The sequence below is a fragment of the Nocardia sp. NPDC049220 genome, assembly GCF_040647855.1.
Taxonomy (GTDB): Bacteria; Actinomycetota; Actinomycetes; order Mycobacteriales; family Mycobacteriaceae; genus Nocardia.
The window spans coordinates 155,438-174,669 of record NZ_JBEZDA010000004.1; the positions used below are offsets into that span (position 1 = coordinate 155,438).

17 protein-coding genes are annotated in these 19,232 nt (G+C 65.2%); 10 read left to right on the forward strand and 7 right to left on the reverse strand.

The features are described 5' to 3' along the window. Positions 1-61 precede the first annotated feature (61 nt). A complete protein-coding gene (gene ligA, locus AB0C34_RS14595) occupies positions 62-2,053 on the reverse strand; it encodes an NAD-dependent DNA ligase LigA (protein ID WP_357071740.1) in 1,992 nt (663 codons plus the stop codon). Positions 2,054-2,227: 174 nt separating this feature from the next. Next, positions 2,228-2,752 carry an Lrp/AsnC family transcriptional regulator gene (locus tag AB0C34_RS14600; RefSeq protein WP_357071743.1) on the reverse strand — a complete coding sequence of 175 codons (525 nt, stop codon included), beginning with the start codon at positions 2,750-2,752 and terminating at the stop codon, positions 2,228-2,230. Positions 2,753-3,056: 304 nt separating this feature from the next. On the opposite strand from AB0C34_RS14600, the gene AB0C34_RS14605 reads away from it, so the two are divergent. Continuing rightward, a complete protein-coding gene (locus AB0C34_RS14605; RefSeq protein WP_357071746.1) occupies positions 3,057-3,218 on the forward strand; it encodes a hypothetical protein in 162 nt (53 codons plus the stop codon). A 310-nt stretch (positions 3,219-3,528) separates the two neighbouring features. Here the strand turns inward: AB0C34_RS14605 and AB0C34_RS14610 are convergent, their stop codons facing one another. After that, complete coding sequence (locus tag AB0C34_RS14610; protein WP_357071748.1) at positions 3,529-3,714, reverse strand: hypothetical protein; 186 nt, start codon at positions 3,712-3,714, stop codon at positions 3,529-3,531. Positions 3,715-3,892: 178 nt separating this feature from the next. Next, complete coding sequence (locus tag AB0C34_RS14615) at positions 3,893-3,955, reverse strand: DUF6374 family protein (RefSeq protein WP_357072234.1); 63 nt, start codon at positions 3,953-3,955, stop codon at positions 3,893-3,895. A gap of 540 nt (positions 3,956-4,495) precedes the next feature. On the opposite strand from AB0C34_RS14615, the gene AB0C34_RS14620 reads away from it, so the two are divergent. The 4 genes from AB0C34_RS14620 to AB0C34_RS14635 all read left to right on the forward strand — a co-directional run bounded on the left by AB0C34_RS14620 (position 4,496) and on the right by AB0C34_RS14635 (position 7,343). After that, the gene (locus tag AB0C34_RS14620) at positions 4,496-4,852 is read left to right on the forward strand and encodes a MerR family transcriptional regulator (RefSeq protein WP_357071751.1); all 357 of its coding nucleotides are present in this window, start codon (positions 4,496-4,498) and stop codon (positions 4,850-4,852) included. 459 nt (positions 4,853-5,311) lie between these two features. Continuing rightward, complete coding sequence (locus AB0C34_RS14625) at positions 5,312-5,686, forward strand: recombinase family protein (protein ID WP_357072237.1); 375 nt, start codon at positions 5,312-5,314, stop codon at positions 5,684-5,686. A 153-nt stretch (positions 5,687-5,839) separates the two neighbouring features. Next, positions 5,840-6,799: an alpha/beta hydrolase gene (locus AB0C34_RS14630; protein WP_357071753.1), complete on the forward strand. Its 960-nt coding sequence runs from the start codon at positions 5,840-5,842 to the stop codon at positions 6,797-6,799. A 181-nt stretch (positions 6,800-6,980) separates the two neighbouring features. After that, positions 6,981-7,343 (forward strand): ATP-binding protein, encoded by a 363-nt coding sequence (locus AB0C34_RS14635; protein ID WP_357071757.1) that lies wholly within the window; start codon positions 6,981-6,983, stop codon positions 7,341-7,343. A gap of 53 nt (positions 7,344-7,396) precedes the next feature. On the opposite strand, the gene AB0C34_RS14640 is transcribed toward AB0C34_RS14635, so the two are convergent. After that, positions 7,397-7,864 (reverse strand): alpha-ketoglutarate-dependent dioxygenase AlkB, encoded by a 468-nt coding sequence (locus AB0C34_RS14640; protein ID WP_357071760.1) that lies wholly within the window; start codon positions 7,862-7,864, stop codon positions 7,397-7,399. A gap of 495 nt (positions 7,865-8,359) precedes the next feature. Between AB0C34_RS14640 and AB0C34_RS14645 the strand changes: the two genes are divergently transcribed. Further along, positions 8,360-8,728 (forward strand): hypothetical protein, encoded by a 369-nt coding sequence (locus tag AB0C34_RS14645; protein WP_357071763.1) that lies wholly within the window; start codon positions 8,360-8,362, stop codon positions 8,726-8,728. A 251-nt stretch (positions 8,729-8,979) separates the two neighbouring features. Here the strand turns inward: AB0C34_RS14645 and AB0C34_RS14650 are convergent, their stop codons facing one another. Then, entirely contained in the window at positions 8,980-9,144 is a 165-nt protein-coding gene (locus tag AB0C34_RS14650) for a hypothetical protein (RefSeq protein WP_357071766.1), read from the reverse strand. Between the two features lie 1,020 nt (positions 9,145-10,164). Here AB0C34_RS14650 and AB0C34_RS14655 point away from each other — a divergent pair. From AB0C34_RS14655 to AB0C34_RS14670, 4 genes are all read left to right on the forward strand, one after another. Beyond that, positions 10,165-12,147 (forward strand): neutral/alkaline ceramidase, encoded by a 1,983-nt coding sequence (locus tag AB0C34_RS14655; protein ID WP_357071769.1) that lies wholly within the window; start codon positions 10,165-10,167, stop codon positions 12,145-12,147. 218 nt (positions 12,148-12,365) lie between these two features. Beyond that, positions 12,366-14,036 carry a bifunctional 3'-5' exonuclease/DNA polymerase gene (locus AB0C34_RS14660; RefSeq protein WP_357071772.1) on the forward strand — a complete coding sequence of 557 codons (1,671 nt, stop codon included), beginning with the start codon at positions 12,366-12,368 and terminating at the stop codon, positions 14,034-14,036. Between the two features lie 656 nt (positions 14,037-14,692). Further along, complete coding sequence (locus AB0C34_RS14665) at positions 14,693-15,391, forward strand: hypothetical protein (protein WP_357071775.1); 699 nt, start codon at positions 14,693-14,695, stop codon at positions 15,389-15,391. A gap of 232 nt (positions 15,392-15,623) precedes the next feature. Then, on the forward strand, positions 15,624-16,538 hold the full coding sequence (locus tag AB0C34_RS14670) for a serine hydrolase (protein ID WP_357071778.1): 915 nt from the start codon (positions 15,624-15,626) through the stop codon (positions 16,536-16,538). 454 nt (positions 16,539-16,992) lie between these two features. On the opposite strand, the gene AB0C34_RS14675 is transcribed toward AB0C34_RS14670, so the two are convergent. Next, complete coding sequence (locus AB0C34_RS14675; RefSeq protein ID WP_357071781.1) at positions 16,993-19,074, reverse strand: serine/threonine-protein kinase; 2,082 nt, start codon at positions 19,072-19,074, stop codon at positions 16,993-16,995. Between the last annotated feature and the right edge of the window lie 158 nt (positions 19,075-19,232).

Consider the following 19,232-nt stretch of genomic DNA (forward strand, 5'->3'; position numbering starts at 1 on the left):
AGAACACGCGACCACAGGTCTGTCGGTGCGTCCCGGTTGGTGCGGCCGGGTGTGCCGAGGTCTAGATGACTTCAGCGGCGATCAGCAGGCTCCAAATCTGGCCTTGGTCAATGACTTCGACACCGAGCTTCTCCGCCTTGGTCAGTTTGCTCGCACCCACTCCCGCTCCGGTGATGAGCAGGTCGGTGCTCGCTGAGACCGAGGACGCAGCCGTCGCGCCCGCCTTCTCACACAGGCGTTGGAACGTTGGGCGGGCGACCTTCTCGCCGGAGCGCGGGTCGCTGATGGCGCCGGTGATCACCACCGTCTTGCCTTTCAAGGGTGCGCCGACCGCAATGACCGGGGGAAGGTCCTCTTCGCGCACGTCCAGACAGACACCTGTCGCTCGCAGCCGCGCCAGTTCCGGACGCAGCCGATCCAGGTGCGTGACCAGGGATGCAGCGACCTTGGGTCCGACATCCTCCACCGCCACGAGTCGTTCTTCGCCCGCGTCGGCAACCTCCTCTAGAGAGCCGAATCCCGCTCGAGCCAGGCGCGCGGCGGTCCCGTCGGAGGCCATCGGAATCGCCAGACCGATCAGCGCGCGACGCAGGCCGACCTGGCGGCTGGCATCGATCGAGTCGATCATACGCGCGGCGGAGACCTCACCGATGCGGTCGAACTCCAGCAGGCGCTCCTTGGTCAGCGTGTAGAAGTCCGAGGGGCGCTCCAGGATGCCCGCTTCGGCCAGCCGCTCGATCCACACCTGCCCGATGGCGTCGATGTCCGCCGCTGCCCGCGACGCCCAGTGGATGAGCCTGCGCACCGTCTGTGCGGGGCACGAAACGTTGGTGCAGAACAGTTCCCGGCTGTTGCCCTGCTCGATCACCGGCTGCTCGCACGAAGGGCAGGCGGTGGGCGGCACGATCTCGCGCTCCGCACCCGTGCGCGCCGCGGCGTCGAGTACGCCTGCCACGAACGGGATCACGTCGCCCGCGCGACGCACCAGCACCGTGTCACCGACCTTGATGTCGCGGGCACGGATCACCTCTTGGTTGGCCAGCGTAGCCTTCGTGACCGTCGTGCCGCCCACGAACACCGGCTCCAGCCACGCGACCGGGACGATCTTGCCCGTCTTGCCGACATCCCAGACCACCTCGACCAACACGGTGGTCTTCTCCTCGGCGGCGAACTTGAACGCCAGCGCGCCGCGTGGGGAGTTCGACCGAGTCCCGGCCGCCGCGTACGCATCGCGGTCGGCCAGCCGCAGTACCGCACCGTCGAGGTCGTAGTCCAGCTCGTTGCGCCCTTGCTCGATCGCGGTGATCGCCGCCTGCGCCTGCTCGGCGTCGGCGCAAAGCCGCATCTGCGCACACGCCACACCCAGTGCCCGCAGCCCGTTTCCCAGGTCGACGGCAGCGCCGCCGGCAGAGGAGTCCAAGTCGAAGCCGAAGAACTGCAGGCGACGCTCGGCAACCGTGGCTGGGTCCTTTGCACGGAGCGTGCCCGCCGCTGCGTTGCGCGGATTGATCAGCGGTTTGTCCGGATGCGCCGTGTTGTAAGCGAGGAAGGTCGAGCGCAGCATCACCGCCTCGCCACGCACCTCCACCCGCCCAGGGACCTCAATTCGCTCAGGGACGCCATCGACCAGCGCGCGGACCAGCACGGTGACGTCGTCACCCGTGGTTCCGTCACCCCGGGTCACGGCACGAACCAGCCGCCTATCCTCGAAGACCAAGGCCAGGGACAGGCCGTCGAGTTTCGGCATCACCACGACAGACTGGCCAGGAAAGCGGTTGAAGAATGCCGCGACCTGCTCAGGCTTGGTCGCCTTCTCGAGCGACAGCATCGGACGTGAGTGCCGAATCGGGGCGTGCAGTACTGCGGGCGCGCCGACCTGCTCCAGAGGATTCGGGCGAGGCGTGAGGTCGGGATGCTTCTCGATCAGGCCACGCAGCTCGTCCTCGATTGCGTCGTAGTCTGCGTCCGCGACCAACGGCGAGCCCTGGTAATAGGCATCGCGCAGCGTCACAATGCGGTCCGCGAGCTCTTGGATACGTTCCCCAGTTTCCACAGCACCCGACGCTACCGATCCCCACCGACACCCACCTGGAACGACGACGCACGGGCCTCGCCGAGACCGGCCCGACCAGGATCTCGGCAACCACGGGTAATACCGCCAGGTGTCAGGCCCCCGACCCAGCGGCGTCCCACAGCGCGGTGCTGCTGAGACGGGGATCGGTCCGGTTCAGTCGTCGGTTTCGATCGTCTTCATGATCAGGTGCGAATCCACTCTCGCAACCGCCCGCAAATTCATGACCTTGATGTTCAGGAAGGTTTCGAAGAGCTCGCGGTCGGCCACCGCGACACGGACGAAGTAGTCGGGCCGGCCAAAGAGACGCTGGTACTCCACGACCTCGTGGTGGGAGGCGATCGCGTTCTCGAATTCTTCGACCGTCTGCAGATCGTTGATGCTGATCTCCACCGCCACGATGACCTCGAACGCCCGGCCTGACGCGGCCGGATCGATACGCGCCCGGTATCCACTGATGATCCCGACGTTCTCGAGCCGCTTCACCCGGCGCAGGCAGGGCGGCGGCTTCAGGCCCACGCGCTCGGCCAGTTCGACATTCGTCAGCCGCCCGTCTCGGCGAAGTTGGAATGACCAGGGGACGACTCCCCAGCAGCCCGCGCGGAGGCGTTGACAACGTGGAAGACCGAATGCCGCGCCGGTGGACGTCTCGACGATCCGAAGCTGTGGGTGTGCGCCCATCCAAATCTGCGGAAGTGGAACGAATATCTGGCGAGCATCCCGGCTGACAACCGTGGTGAGTGGGCGAGGCGGCGGGGGTGTTCGCGGTCTGGTCGCGGCGTGTGGAAACGAAACCGGGGGTGTTCGCTGACGCGTCGGCGGAACTGACCCGCTCGGCCCAGTGGCCCGCGCTTCTGCGTTGGCGCCCGCCTGCGCGGGGGCAGCGGCCGCCGGGGCCGGGTGTGGCGGCGGTGATCGTCATCCAGCTCGCAAAACACGCCGATCGGCCTGATCCGGCGGCGGAGATGGTGCAGCGGTCGAGCAGATGATGCGCACGCTCATCGCGATCGCCGACGCGCATACCGCCCGCCAGGAACTGCTGCTCGCTCAGCAGCTGCGTGATCGGGCGCAGGAACCGATGCAGGTCCTGCGGGAGCGCCAGCACCAGAACGCACAACGCGAACACCGTCAGCCGCGGGGGATCTGAGCAGGAGTGGATAACGCAGCGCGTGGAGCAGATGCGCACGGCCGGCGCCGACGATGAAACCATTCGAGCCTGGCGCGTATCACGCAACTCGCCTCCAGCGCCGATCCGTGCGGAGCGACGAGGTGTGCGTCGCTGTAGGGAACCGCGCGGCCCTACGCCCCACCGGAGTCCAGCCGGGACCGAGATCGAGGCCGGGAACGCCGATTGGGTCGAGCGCGGCGAATGCCGTGCACGGGTCCATGCGGGGCGACTACAGCTCGTAACTGTGGTCATGGGGATAGGGATCGAGCGAGGGCTGTCGGTCTGCGTGTCACGATCGGGAGGTGAGCGCGACAGTCGAACCCGCCGATCTCCGCCATGCCATTGCCGCGGCGGTCAGCGAGTTGTGCGGGCCACGCAGCCGTGCCCGGATCTCGCTGTCAGCTTCGTCGTGCTGGCGATCATGCTCGCCCCACCAGCTACCACCGTGACGGCACGCCGTGATCGGCGATGACACATCCTCACCTCATGAAGGCAACGAGGGCACGATCGAGATACTCAACCGAAGTTGCTTTCGCTGATTCAGCGTGAGCGCCGGTTCGCTCCCCAGCAGTCCAGGCACGCGGCACCGGACGCGCCGGGCCGGTCGGTTGCTCACTTTCCTCTCGATAGATCCGCAGAACTTCGCCGATCTGCTATGCGGCGCGTTCGAGTTGGTCGGGCGGCAGGTGTTTGCTGAACGCGGCGGCGTCGAGCAACTGCGCGCGGACCTGTTCTAGGTTCGCCCGGGCCCCATTCCAAGCGTGAAAGCGGGATGTCTGGCCCCCACACCGGATCGAACATACTTTCGTTGACCGGCGCGCCGGTCAACCCATGTGAAATAAAACGCCTGCATCGGTAAACGAAAATCTGTTGTGTCGGGTGTAGACATTCCGTGCGGGCCGGTATACAGTCGCTGTCGTTGAGTTGATAAGTCCAGTGGCCGGGCAGGTGAACTGCCCGGAGCATGACGCTCCACTGTCCCCCCGGACGGAGACGAGAATCCGGTGCAATCGGCCGGCCCGTCAGTGGGGGCGAAGGCGCAAGACCGAGAAGTAACGCAGACCAGACCGGCAATCCAGGAGGTGGTGCTCACTGAGTAGTCATTTATCAGTTCCGCGTCCCGGGAAGTGTCGGGTGCGGTGTAAGGCATCGGCCCGCTCGGCCGGTGAACTGAGTTGGTAGAAATCCCCTTCGTAGATTCAAGGCCCCGGCGCGCATGCGCCGGGGCCTGTTGGCGTTGAGTCGTGAGAGGTGCCGTGCAACAACCGAACCTGAACCCTACCGACGGTCCCAGTGCCGCCGACAAACTCGATGACGACGACTACCCCGCCTACAGCATGGGCCGGGCCGCGGAGATACTTGGTGTCACCCAATCGTTTCTGCGTGGCCTCGACGCCGCCGAACTTTTGACCCCGCAACGTTCAACGGGTGGGCACCGCCGCTACTCCCGCTACCAGTTGCGTATCGCCGGGCGCGTGCGTGAGCTCGTCGATGCCGGTAACGCCCTCGAGGCGGCTTGCCGCATCGTCATCCTCGAAGACCAACTCGCCGAGGCGCAACGCCTCAACACCGACCTGCAGCGCACCCTCGACCAGCGCACCGAACCTGGCTGAAACGGAGGGATGAACCTGACCGAAACACGCACCGGCCAGTCACGGGACTCCGGCGGGCAGCCCGATGGGAGGCCGTCCTTCTATTGGGGTCACCTGCAGCGGTCTCGGTAGCACGAAATTGGCATGACGAGCTCGTCCAACTCGGGCACATCGCGCGGTCTGGATATCGATCACACCGAGTTCGTAGGCCTCGTGAAATTGATAGGCCACCGCCGGGACGCCTTCTACGTAAGTGCACGTGAAGACCTCGGCGTCACCGACGGTGAACTTCCGTCATCGGCCTTCGTTCGCACACCGCCTAAGTGACTGGACTGCGGAATCGTGTTCGCGCCTTCGGCAGGGCCAAGTCGGCATGACGGGATAGATGGCAGTCGAACGAGTATGGCGATGATCGTCGCGAAAGGTGGTAGCCCGTCAGCTGTCGGGGGTTCACAATAACTCCCGGGCCATGCGCGTCGGCTGCGGACGGTCTCCACCGGCGATCAGCATCACGAAGCCCAACACGCCGCGCTCACCGCGGCCGGCTGCGAACAGATCTTCGTCGACAAGGCATCCGGCAAACTGGCCTCCTGGCCCGAGCTGAGCAAGGCACTGCTGGTGGCCAACCGCACCGGCGATGGACTGGTCGCCGCCCGCGCTCGTGGCCGCACTGGCGGGCAGACACCCAAGATCACCTCGCGCCAGACGAAGATTGCCCGCGAAATGTACGAAGAGACCGGACCTGACGGGCGTCGGGTGCACACCGTCGAACAGATTGCCGCCGAGTTCGGTGTCACTCGCCGCACGATCTACCGGCCCCTGCTGACGTTGTCGAGCACTCCCGGACGGCCATAGTGGGGCTTGTACTGGGCAAACGCGGGTCGACCCGTTACGGTTCGTGGAGGCTCGATACGCTCTCGCCTACCCCCTCATTCTCTCATGAGCAGCTTCTGCGGCTACAACGGGTAGCGGCTTTCGGTCTATCCGGTGACCGCTATGGTGCCCGGCATGCGTACTGGTGCGGAGAAGTTCGTTCGTTCCGGGCAAGTTCGGCTGTGGACTGAGCATTTCGGTCGCCCTGATGAACCCACCGTCTTGTTGGTCATGGGTACTTCTACGCAGGGCATCGGCTGGCCCGATGAGTTTGTGGAAGCTCTGGTGGAAGGCGGTCGGCAGGTGATCCGGTTCGATCACCGTGACACCGGCCGCTCCGACTCCGTCGATTTCACAACACATCCCTACTCGCTCGCCGACATGGCAGCTGACACGGCCGCCGTTCTGGACGGTTACGGAGTAACGGCTGCGCACATCGTGGGGACGTCGCTGGGCGCGGCGATCGGGCAGTGGCTCGCCGTGCATCGGGCGGCCCGTGTCCGCACGCTGACGGCCATGGCTTCCTCTCCCATGGGAAACAACCCCGGTCCGGGCTGGGCGCGGGCGATGGCAGGTCAACCGGCTGCGGCCGACGAACTCCCGCCTCCGACGGCAGGATTCCTCGAGCACTTGATGGCCTCGGCGAAGGCGCCCCGCGCGACGGCCCAGCAGTGCATGGACGCCGACGTACAAACCTGGCGACTGCTCAACGGCGATGTCCTGCCCTTCGACGAACCCGCCGCGCGGCGGTTCGTCGAACACTGTTACGCCCGGGCCGACAACGTCGCTACCGCCTCGAATCACGATCTCGCCGGTCGGCGCTGGGACGACGACCGGCGAGCGTCCTTGTCCCGTATCACCGCTGCAACCTTGATCTTGCATGGCAGTGATGACCCGCTGTTTCCCCAAGCCCACGGTGAAGCCCTCGCGACGCAGATCCCGGCGGCGCATCTAGAGATCGTGCCTGGAATGGGCCACCACCCGTTCTTTTCGCCGGGGCTCACCGAGCGGATCGCAGACTCGATCATCCGCCACACGACCCGCGACCGCCATTCCGAGCAACGCCGCGCCAAAACCGCCCACCTGGACCCGTAGATGCAACTACAAGCCTGGGACGATTCGACCGCGGTCACTTTCGACCGCGAACTCTGAGCCGAACTCACCTCTTCACGATTCCTCGCCGACGCCTACAACGTCCTCATGACGGGCCGGTCGGGGTCGGAAAACGTTCCTGGCCAACGCATTAGGACACATCGCGGTCCGCCGACACCACACCGTGCACACCGAACGCGCCGACACACTGTTCGAATGGTCACGTGGTGCGCGGTTGGACGGCAGCTACGAAGACGAGATGCGCACACTGCACCGCGTCGACCTGCTCATCCTCGACGACCTGGGCCTGCACCGGCACGAAGCCACCGAGACAGGCGACATCGACGAACTGACCGTCGAACGCCACCGCAAAGCCCCCACGATCATCACCAGCAACCGGGAACCCGCGGAGATCGTGACCATGATGACCGACCCGGTGCTGGGCCCAGTCGGCGATGGACCGACTGCGATCAGCCGCCTACGAACTCGTCGTCGAGGGCGAGTCCTACCGGCAACGAAAGAAACCACGACTCGGCGAACCCGGTAATCGGACCAACTCGGATTGACCGGCTGATCCGGGCCTGTGTCACTGCCCAACCATCAACTCGGCGAGGAGGCGCTGATCCCCGTGAGCACCGTCCGGAACGTCACCGACACTCGCCGCCCCCGCGGCACCCGCCCGGACGGTGAGGGATCAGTTTTGCGCGCAGCAATGGTATGCCGCCACCGATACCGCGCGTCCCGCGTCATTTCGCACAAGCTGCCGGGCGCCAACCTGACCGGCACACAGACCCCGCCGACGGGGTCGAGGAAATCCATCGTGCATGCCGAGCCGAGACTCAACGTCGCCACAACCGGCCCGAAACATGGCACGCAGTCGACATGCGCGCTGATGCCTTGCCCGGGCAGGTACTCGTTGACGATGACTTGATCCGGCGCGACATCCCACGCCAGTCGCTCGACCAGTTCATCCGCCCATCCGGGCAGCGGTGGTGCAGGCTCGCGCACGGCCACCGAGCGGCGGCCGTAATCGTAACGATGGCCAAAATGCTGGACCCGGCGACGCAATTCGCTCGACCATGGTGCCGCATCAAATCGCGGCCAGCAGCGCTACCTGGTCCCATGAGTCGATCCAGCCCGACGCATACCGCAGACCCTCAACACCCACGATGCCTGCGAATCCGGTCGTCACACGATCGACTGTGCCACCCCGGAGTGAGGCACACCCACAGGTCGTCCTCAGCCTCGAGAAGTATCCGAAGGAGGCAACCAGCCAACCTGAGGACCGAACCCGGTCATCCCGAATTCTCCAGCAATCAATCATTGGCCACCATCAGCACGGTCCGCGACCGGACACAACCCCGGTCCCGCTTCATGGTTAAGGGGTGGTCCCATCACCCTGGCAGACGACAGAGCCATGTTCACCGATCAACAGATCACATCGAGCGCCTCCGCTTCACGAAGGAACAATTCGCTTCTCCAGGGATTGGGTGCGATGGAGTAGTCCGGGCACCCTCGCCCGCGCATAGATTCCATGACATGGCGCGAGAACCGAGGAGACCGATGAGTAGTACACCGAGTCAGCCGCGACCGATGACCGACCTCGAAGCCGGCGTCGTCACCAAGCTGCTGTCCTCGGGCGCCGCCGGCACCACCAAGTACCTGGCGCAGGTGCCCTATTCCCAGGTCATCGGAACCTGGGGTATCGGCTCACCCAGTGTCGATCTGGCGGTGCGGCCCAGTACGGTGCAAGCATCCGATTCGCGGGACGGGATCTTCGCCAGCGGCGCGGTCACCGATGACAACGGATCACCGATCGGCGAGGTCATGTTATGGGTCGAGAATGGCTGGCTCAGTGGAATCGAATATGCCTGGTATACAGACGAACGCCCACACGCGCTGCCCGAGCCTGGCCAGATCGAGCTTCCGTAGCGCAAGTGGATGATTGGCGAGATGCCGACTAGAGCAGCGATGCGCTGGACTACGGATAGTCGGAGCCGACCTCGCACCTGATTCGCGGGTGCGTCGCGAATTGCGATAGCCAGTTCGGCCTTCCCTCGCCGGCGGCGGCACCCAAGGCCACCGCAGCAGACATCACCACCTGTTCGCTGATTTGCGGCCGACAGCGGCGGGAGGGCTGGATATTCGAACAGCCGATCCGTCATAGGGAAAGTTGATGCCCGTCAGTTCTTCGGAGAGAGCCCACAAACGTCGCTGGAGATCGACGTCGTGGGAAGCGGGCTGGACCGGACGACCTTGGGGTACCCCTTGCCCTGCTGCAATCCGCGCGGCCCGTAGTACTCCTCTCCCCGCACGTGCGGGTCGGTGGCCGCACGCAGCACAGGCAACGCTCCCCAACGCGGGTGATTGCAAGGCAGCCCGGATGGCCGCGAACCCCGTGCGTGTGAGCGTGGCGGAGTGCGAGATCGCTGTTTTGTAGCCGGCGGTGTCGGCGCCGCCGGGGTGGGCCGCGACCGCGAGGGGGCCGCGTCCGCCACCCTGGAGTTCGTAGGCGCACAGCAGGTTGGCCAGCTTGCAATGTCCGTATGCGGCAGTCCTGTCGTAGGGCACTTGTGCCAGTTGAGGTCGTCGAGGTCGATAGCGCCGCCTATGCGGTGGCCCGCACGCTGACGGTGACTACGCGCGTGGCAGGCGTGGGTGGCAGCAGGTCCCACACCAGCGCTGTGAGGGCGAATGCCCGACGTGGCTGGTGGCGAACTGGAGTTCGGCACTGAAGGGCTAGGAGGAGCAAAGGCGCCGCCGTCCGCGCACACCGCCCCGGCGACCAGTTTGCTGCGTTCGCCGCCGCGTACGTGCGGTTCGCTATCGAGCAGCGCGCCCTATTCGGGGCAGCGGCGGCTGTCACCGCGCCCACTGAGCATCGGTCAAATCCGCTCGCCCCGTCACCGCCACGCTGTTCAAGAGGTCTCCGGTCGGTCTTCGGTGTGTTACTCGGTCGTTCAACCGACTTACCGGAGACGCCTTCTCTTCGCCAACGTGGGCAACGACTTTCAGAAAACAGCAGGTGGGTGGCCTCGCACTGCGACGCCTCGCCACCTGCTACTTCTATACACGTCCTAGGTCCTACGGACCTTGCCTCTGCTTGCCACCCACCTAGTGAGGTGGCGCGAACGCATGGCGATAGGAGACGATGACACACCAGGCACGGTATGGCTCCGAAGATCAGGATCGGGTAGGAACCTTCATGGTCGACGGTCTCGCCGTGCTTGCCCCGAACCACCCTGCTCGACATATGCGAAATCAAGGGTCACACAACATAATCCCGACTTTGCTTTCGCTAGTTTATCGGTGTAGAAAATCCAGACCGCTGCCGCGGGCCGGTTCAACAGGACGGAAGACAGAGGTCGATGCCGGAAACGAAGTATTCAACCGACCGCCATCTGGTCGGGCGCGCGATCGCCGACATCACCGGAGAAGCGGCCGAGGTCGGCATGCTCGGCTACGGCAAGGCCGATCAGAAGACCACCGGACTACACCTCCGGTTGCGCGCTCGCGCTTTCGTCTTCGCGGACCCGATCCTCGATCGACGAGTGCTGCTGGTCGTGACCGACCTGCCGCTGATCTTCTCCAGCATCACCCAGGAGGTGCTGCGCCGCCTGGCTCAGCGTTTCGGCGACAGCTACACCGAGTCCAACGTGATGCTCACCGCAACCCACACCCACTGCGGGCCCGGCGGCTATTCGCACCACCGGTTGTACAACAGCTCGATCGGGTTCCGCCCCAAGACCTTTGCGGCGATCGTCGACGGCATCGTCGAAGCGGCGGAGCGGGCACACGAGGATCTCGCACCGGCCACTCTGCGCCTGATACACGGCGAGTTGCGCGAGGCCAGCGTCAACCGCTCGCGTGCGGCGTTCGACCGAAATCCGCAGGAGGACAGGGAATTCTTCCCCGACGCCATCGACCCGCGAACGACCCTGCTGCGCATCGATCGCGAGGGCGAACCGGTCGGCGCCATCAACTGGTTCGCCTCGCATGGCACGTCGATGACCAACCGCAACACGCTGATCAGCGGTGACCATAAGGGATACGCTGCCTATCACTGGGAGCGCGTGGTCGAGGACGTGGACTACCTGGCGGACCCGGATCCCGACTTCGTCGCAGCATTCGCGCAGACCAACGCCGGGGATATGTCGCCCAACCTGGACGGCACGCCCGGTCACGGCCCCACTGACGACGAGTTCGAGAACACCCGGATCCTCGGCCTGCGCCAATACGAGGCCGCGGCGAAACTCGCCGCGGGGTACATGCCGCGAATGGCCGGCACCATCGATCACCGCTTCGTGCATGTCGACCTTTCCGCGGTGACCGTGTCCGCGGAGTTCACCGGAGATGGGCGCGAGCACCGCACCGGCAGACCCGCCGGAGGTGCGGCCGCCTTCGCCGGTGCGGGGTTCGACGGGCCCACCCACTGGAAGACCTTTCGCGAGGGCCGTAATCCGGGCTGGGAATTGCTGTCGCGGTTGGCGTACCGATTCGCACCGGCACTGCGGGATGCGCAGTCACCCAAGGCGATCGTCGCTCCGGGTGGGCTGCTCAATCGACTCAGGCCTTACGTACAAGAGATCGTCCCAGTGCAACTCATCCAGATCGGCGAGCTGTATCTACTCGGTATTCCGGGCGAAGCGACGATCACCGCCGGCCTGCGGTTGCGGCGCACGGTGGCAACCATCCTCGGCACCGAACTGGCCAACGTCCTGATCGCCGGATACAGCAACGCCTATATGCATTACGTCACGACTCCCGAGGAATACGACGCACAGCATTACGAGGGCGCGAGCACTTTGTTCGGTCGATGGGAGCTGCCAGCTCTGCAGCAGATCGCTGCACAGCTCGCGACAGCGATGCACGACGAGAAGGCGGTGCCGTCCGGTACCGCGGCACCCGATCTGTCGCAGCAGCAGCGACCGTCGAAAACAACGCCGCCGCCGGACTTTCCATCGATGGGACGGAACTTCGGCGACGTGCTCACCGAGCCGGAACCGGCATATCACGCTGGCGAGCGGGTGAGTGTCGAATTCGTCGGCGCGCATCCCAACCACGACTTGCATCGTGGCAGTACTTATCTCATGGTGCAGCGCCGCGACGGAGAACGCTGGCGAACGATCGCCGACGACGGCGACTGGTCGACCACCTTCAGCTGGTCGCGTGGTCCCGCCCAGAGCTCGCGAGTCACCATCGGCTGGCACATCCCCGCCGACGCAAATCCCGGCAGCTACCGGATCCGGTACTTCGGTGACGCCGTGCGGCTCGGCAGCGACTGCGTCCCTTTCAGCGGCACCTCACCCGAGTTCCGAATCCACGATGACGATGACGATGACGGCAAATGATCACACCCACAGCAGCGAGCCGCACCGAACTCGCACGCTGGGCCTGTCGCCGACTACGGGCTGATCGACGATCGGGTACTGATCACCCGGATCCCGAATCCGGCAGACCGTGCACGGGGGAGAGGGGTCGATCTCCGGAATAACGACGCACTTCCGGAAACCGCCACGTAGCAGCAGATGTGTCAGCGTTGTCAGTGTTCGCTGCAAGACTCGGGGACATGAGATGGGCGGTGGCGAAAAGCGGCGAGAGTGGCGCCCGGCTGTGTCCGCTCGATTCGGACGGTCGGCCCGCGGGGCCGGTGTTGCACGAGTCTTCGCTCGCCGCGGCGGTGCGTTCACGTCCAGAGGTCGATAGGTGGGTGTGGCGATCGACTGCCGAGATCTATCGGCACTTGCTGGCGGCCGGTGTGCGCGTCGACCGCTGTTACGACGTGCAGGCCGCGGAGGCGCTGCTGATCGGCCACGAGGAGGGCCAGTCCGGGCAGGCCCACTCGTTGGCGGCCGCCTGGGCACGATTGCACGATCTGCCCGTGCCGCCGGACGCACCCGCACGGCCCGCCGATACCCAGCCGTCCCTGTTCGATTCGGGCCCGGTGCCGCTACCACCCGGCACGGACGAGTTCACCGCGCTGATCCAGGTCTACGCGGGACAGGTGGCCCGCACGGCCGAGACCGAATCTCCGGAGCGAATGCGACTGCTGCTCGCCGCTGAATCGGCCGGCATGCTGGTGGCCACGGAGATGTCGCGAGCGGGGATCCCCTGGCGCGCGGACGTCCACCGGGAGTTGCTCGACGTGCTGCTGGGTGAACGTCTTTCGGGCGGGATGCCACCGCGCCGGATGGTGGAACTGGCCGACGAAGTGTCGCGCGCCTTCGGGGAAGGCGTGCGGGTCCGGCCCGACCTACCCAACGACATCATCAGAGCCTTCGCCCGCGTCGGGATCTCGTTGTCCTCCACCCGAAAATGGGAACTCCAGGAGATCGATCACCCTGCGGTAGCGCCACTGTTGGCCTACAAATCACTCTACCGGCTCTACACCGCCCATGGCTGGTCCTGGCTCGAGCAGTGGGTACACGACGGCCGCTTACGTCCCGAATACGTGCCGGGAGGCACGGTTACCGGCCGCTGGACCACCAACGGCGGCGGCGCCCTGCAGATCCCCAAGGTGATTCGGCGAGCGATCCGCGCGGACCCGGGTTGGCGCCTGGTGGTCGCCGACGCCGACCAGATGGAGCCACGCGTGCTTGCTGCGATTTCCCGCGATCCAGGTCTGATGGAGGTGGCCGGACGCGGCGAGGATCTGTACGCGGATCTGGCGGTTCGCGCCTTCGGCGGCGATCGCGCACAGGCCAAAGTCGCGCTATTGGGCGCCATTTACGGCCAGACCTCCGGGGATGCCCTTACCCACATGGCCGAACTTCGTCGCCGTTATCCCGCCGCTGTGGCGTATGTCGACGATGCGGCCAGTGCTGGTGAGGAGGGACGCCTGGTGCGCACTTGGTTCGGCCGCACCTGTTCACCGCCCGCCGCATCATCCGACCCGGCGGATCAGGAGCAGGGGTACTCCGGCGGATATGGCAGCACCCCCGCGGCGCGTGCTCGTGGCCGCTTCACACGAAACTTCGTCGTGCAGGGTAGCGCCGCCGACTGGACGCTGCTGGTGTTGGCGGGCCTGCGTCATGCGATGACCCGCGCGGGGCTGCGGGGCGAACTGGTCTTCTTTCAGCACGACGAGGTAATCGTGCATTGCCCGGCGGAAGAGGCCACAACGGTCGCCGCGGCGATCGCGACCGCGGCAGAGACCGCCGGCCGGATCGCCTTCGGGCCGACACCGGTGCGGTTCCCTTTCACGACCGCGGTGGTGGAGTGCTACGCAGACGCCAAGTGAGGATCCACGGTGACGGCGCGCCACATCCGGAGCCCTCCTCCACGGAGCGCCTGCCCAAACCGGTCTTTCGGGCAACCACGCCATCCGACAGAGGGTGTAGCCGGGTGGCGGTAGATGGTTTTGCTGGAGGCGCCGAAGGTGTCGGCGATCGGTAACGATTACGCATGGCTCGGTAGCGCGGTATGGATCGGCGGTAACGTCGGCTGCATCGAGCCTACCGAGGATCGAGGCCAGGTCGCACCGTTTGCACTACTCGGCCTGTTGTCAGACGGTGCCGTTGTCGCTGTTCCAGCCCGACCTGGAGACCCCCGGACACGCTGATTGGGAGGAAGCGGCCTGGACTCTGAACCGGCTTCCGATCGCGGCGTTGGAACCCCGAGGACGTGACCGACACTGTTTGCACTAGTTTCCGACGACGCAAAGTTCGTCACCGGCACTACACAAATGGTCGACGCCGGTGGATCACCATAATCCTGCCGCATCTCGCGCCGACCCGAACTGGCCACGAGGTCGTGGGAGGAGCGAAACCGGCTCAGGCACAGAGCAATTCCATAATTTTGCCATACTGAAGTGCGCGTTCTCGGGAGCGGGGGAGCGGTTCGGCGCTCGGGCGACCCACCGGTTGCTCGCGACGGCGACCCTGCATGATGGGGCGCATGCTCCCCACCGACCAACTGGCACAGGCAGACCGTCATCCGGCTGTGATCGACACACCCCTCGGCACAGTCGAGTTCTCCGTCTCGCTCGGATCGGAGGCGCTTGCGGCCGAGCCGAATGCTGTGTGGCGTTTGGCGAACGGCTCACGCCTGTACCGGTGGCGGCATCCAACCGCAACGGTTGATCTGCTGATCGGAAGCATCGATGTACCGGCCTGGGACGGCGGCGCACCGGTCCCGATGTGGGCGGGAATCTGGCAGGTGCAGGCGCACGACGGGTTGACCGGAGTGGTCGTCTCGGCCCAACTGACCAACGTGCCCGCCGATGCCTACAGCGGCCCGGACTCCGGCGAATGCCTCGCGGCCGTGACTGTCGAGAACCAACACTTCATGGTGTCGATCGGCGGCCCGGACTCCGAACTGCTGGCCATGCAAGCCGCGGACGGTCGGCTGATGCCTGCCAGTTGGGCGCACCTGTTGCCCACCGGTGAGCACGAAACGACCGCCGAATACGGTGTGCGATACCCAGATCCGGCCCGAATCGCGTGGCATCTGCCCGGCCTGGCCACCAAGGAAGCGGCCAGACTATGTATCGCGACCGCCTGGTGCCCCCGCGACGACGATCGACCCGCAGCCTGGTACGCAGTCGACATCCCGCTCGACACCGCTTACCACCACCTCATCGCCGATCCGGCCTGACCGACGAAGGGCGCATTTCGAAGCGACCCGAAGCCGTGTCGCCTGTGGGCCAGACTCGTTGCGGTGAACTGTATCGATGCCGTCGGTGGGCGGACACGCAGTGGTCGCACGCGAGAAGCGTCGGGCTCGGACCATCTCTGGATCAGCCGACCGCATGCTGTCGCCGGAACGGCGCGACAATTCCGTCGATGAAATCCCACGGGTCGACGGAGTCGCACGACACAATGTGGCCATGCGGACATTTGCCCGATTGTTGCACGCTGCCATCACCGGGACGCTGGTAGTAGTAGCCGGTCATAGCCTCGCGGTCACCCCTGCCGCGAGCGACGCCCATATTCAGTTGCCTTGGTCGACTTCTGAGCCGGCGCCAGTGCAGGCGTCCGGGGCAGCGCTGGCAGACGGAATCACCGGCACTGTGCTGTGGTCGCGCCAGCCGAATATCCCGGTCCCGATAGCCAGCATCACGAAGGTGATGACGGCACTGGTCGTGATCAACACCGGCGACCTCGACCGGACCATTACCGTGCCGCAAGAGGCCATCGCCTACAGCACCGAGTACGACGGAAGCACCGCAGACCTGGTCCCCGGCGAGGTGCTCACCGCGCGCCAGCTCCTCTACGCGATGATGCTGCCGTCCGGCTGCGACGCGGCCTATGCCCTTGCCGAGGCCTATGGACCCGGCCAAGAAGGCTTCATCGCAAAAATGAACGAGACTGCACATCAAATGGGTTTGACGGGAACGCATTTCACCGACCCCAGCGGCCTGCCCGTCCCCACCGACCACTCCACTTTCTCCACACCGGCGGACTTGGTGGCCCTCGGCCTGCGCGCGATGAGCCTGCCAGTGTTCCGCGAGATCGCCGGGTCGCAGAGTTATCACCTGCCCGCAGGCCCGAACAACCGCGATCATCTCTGGCAGACCACGAACTTGCTGCTGCACGACTATCCCGGCACCATCGGCATCAAAACCGGATACACCGACGCTGCGGGTACCTGCCTGCTGTTCGAGACGGTCCGGGCAGGGATACCGCTGATCGGTGTGGTCCTGCATAGTTCACCCGACAGCGACGTCGCCGCGAAGGACGACGCCGAGCGCATGTTGGACTGGGTCTACGACCCGATCCTGAGCGCGCTGTCGATCGGTTGACGCCGAACGCGGAGGCCTGCGTGCGGGTCTCGGTGCGCACGCGGCGCCTCCGCCCTGCCCTGCTGGTCGGATTCCTACCGACAACCGTTCGAGCCAGCGTGTCAGCTCGATGATCAAGGCCGACCCGGCATCAGACCGGGTCGCAGGCTTGCTCTCTGGTCGGCGGCAACAGGCGAAGAACCGGCCCGGCGCTCGAAGCACCACGCGTGATGCCTGGAGGACAACGTGACTGCGGCATTATCGGTTGCTGTCGCAGGCATGCTCGCAGGTGTGATCGGCGGCTTTCGGATACCCGGTCCGAGGCTGCTCCGCGCGAAGAGTCAAATGACCGCTGGCAATCAACGCTTCGCCGAACAGTCGACGCGATGTACCCAGCGATACGAATCGTCGTCCCGACCGAACGGAGTGCCGGGCGCAGTGCCGAGGATGATTCAAAATGCTCGCACCAGCAACTTTATTCCGTGGGACCGGCGAGAGCGGGCCGCGCGCCGGCCGAACTGACCCGCTGCATTTCGACGGTAGCGCGGCTGGTAGCGGGACAAGGGTCGGATTTGTCGCGGACCCACGTGCCTGTTAGAAATTCGGTGGGGTCGGGCCCAGCAGCGGACTGGAACAACTCCCAATGAAATGTCGCGTTGGTGTGCGGCTCGTTCGAGCCCACGTAGCAGGGATAAGGACTGCTATACACAGCCCGCCATGCCCCGCCTTCGAGCACGAACAACGGAGAAAAGACGGCGCTCGGATCGGCCCGAGGATCTGCCTGTGTGGTCGCGGCGCAGCGGTCGCCGCCGCGCAGGCAGATGGTGTCGTATCGTTGCCGAATTCTGTCCGGCGGTGGAGTGTTGGGAAAACCCGGCGTCGCACTGTAGGTGATGGTCACGTCGTAGGTGCCGCTGATCAGCGCGACAGGCGGGCTATCTGCGCGGTCGGGAAGGGTTTCGGGAGGGACGATGGCGATATCCGGGTCGATGTCGCCGAGGCGCGAAAGCGTTATCTCTTCCTCTTGAATATATGCGCAGGGCCCGCCGACAAAGGCGGAGTAGGTTCCAATCCACGACGGGGCGCTGAATCGGAATTGAAGTCTCTGCCATGCCGGGACGATTTGAGGCGCGTGGGTGATCGGACTTTCGCAATCGGTGTCGGGCTGGGGCGACAGCTCTCTGGTGATGATCCATGTGCCGTCGCGATAGTCTGCGACGAACTGAGTTGGGGCTTTCTCGGGCTCGGACGGGTTCTGGCTGGTTATCGCGGCTGCACAGCGTTCGCTGTGCGGCGGGCAGTGCGATCGAACCGACCACACCCGAGTATCTTGCGGCCGGTCGTCGGGCTTCCCGTTCATAGTTCGGGGCGTGTAGGTGACTTCGTATTTGCCGTCGAAGGCCAGCTCGGCCATCGAGGGGTGGGTTAACCGCCAAAGTCCCGCCACCATCGCCGCGGCGATCAAAAAGGCAACCACCGCCACCGTTACCTGGAGGACAGGCCGTCTACGGCGCGGCGGCACCAGGCCGTCTCGGCGGATCCGCACCGATTCGGAGCGGATGGGTTGCAGGCCGCCGGGGTGGACGGAAGGTCCGGCATCAACCGTGGAATCTTGCTCCGTGTCCAATTCCGCGGACGGGATCGGCGGCTGTGGGTCGAGCCTATTTCTCTGGCCTTCGAACATAGGCGTTGGAATTGATGCGGTTCTAGTTCTGCTGGCATTTCCGGTGATGGCTACAGGACCAGTACTCAGGGCACGGCCGGCGGCTGCGGCCAGCGCTCCTGCGGTCGGGTAGCGGTCGTCTGGGCTTTTCGCCATGCCCCGGGCCACGACGTTGTCGAACCCGCCCGGCAGGTCGGGTCGCCGCCGGGTCGGTGCAGGGGGGTCCGCTGTCAGGTGTGCCGCGATCTGTTGCTCCGTGCTGTTGCCCAGATAGGGCGGGAATCCGGTCAGGCATTCGCACAACACGCAGGTGAGGGCGTACACGTCGGACCGGGAATCGGCGACGCTGGTGGTGAATCGCTCCGGAGCCATGTAGGCCAGGGTTCCGATCTTCGTGCTGGTGCTGGTCAGCGCGGGATCGTCGGCCGCGTGGGCGATGCCGAAGTCGATCAGATACACGAAGCCGCTGTCGGTGACCAGCAGATTGGATGGTTTGACGTCGCGGTGCACCATGCTTTGGGCGTGTGCCGCATCCAGCGCCGCCGCGGCCTGAGTAATCACCGCGACCGCCGTCTGTGGCTTCATCGCACCATCGCGGTTGAGCAGGGTCTTCGCGTCGGCCCCTTCGATCAGACGCATGTCCAGGTAGAGGTGGCCATCGATCTCGCCGAAGCCGTGGATCGGAACCACATGGGGTTCGCGCAGTTGGGCGGTGTCGTGCGCCTCGCGGCGGAATCGTTCCCGGAAGATAGGATCGGTCGCGCAGTGCTCGGGCAGCAATTTAATCGCCACGATGCGGTCGGTGATGGTGTCGTAGGCCCGCCATACCTTGCCCATGCCGCCCTCACCGATCAGCTCCTGCAATCGGTAGCGGCCGAACGCTATGCCATTCATCGACCACCTCCCGCACGGATGGATGGTGTTCGCTATGAAAGATTCGCGTCGTGAAAAGGTTGCCTACCGATCATATCGGCCCCGGATTCCGAACGTGTCGGTCCCGAAATTGTCGCCACCCGACATGGCAGGCACGATCACCGCGTGGCCTGGACGTT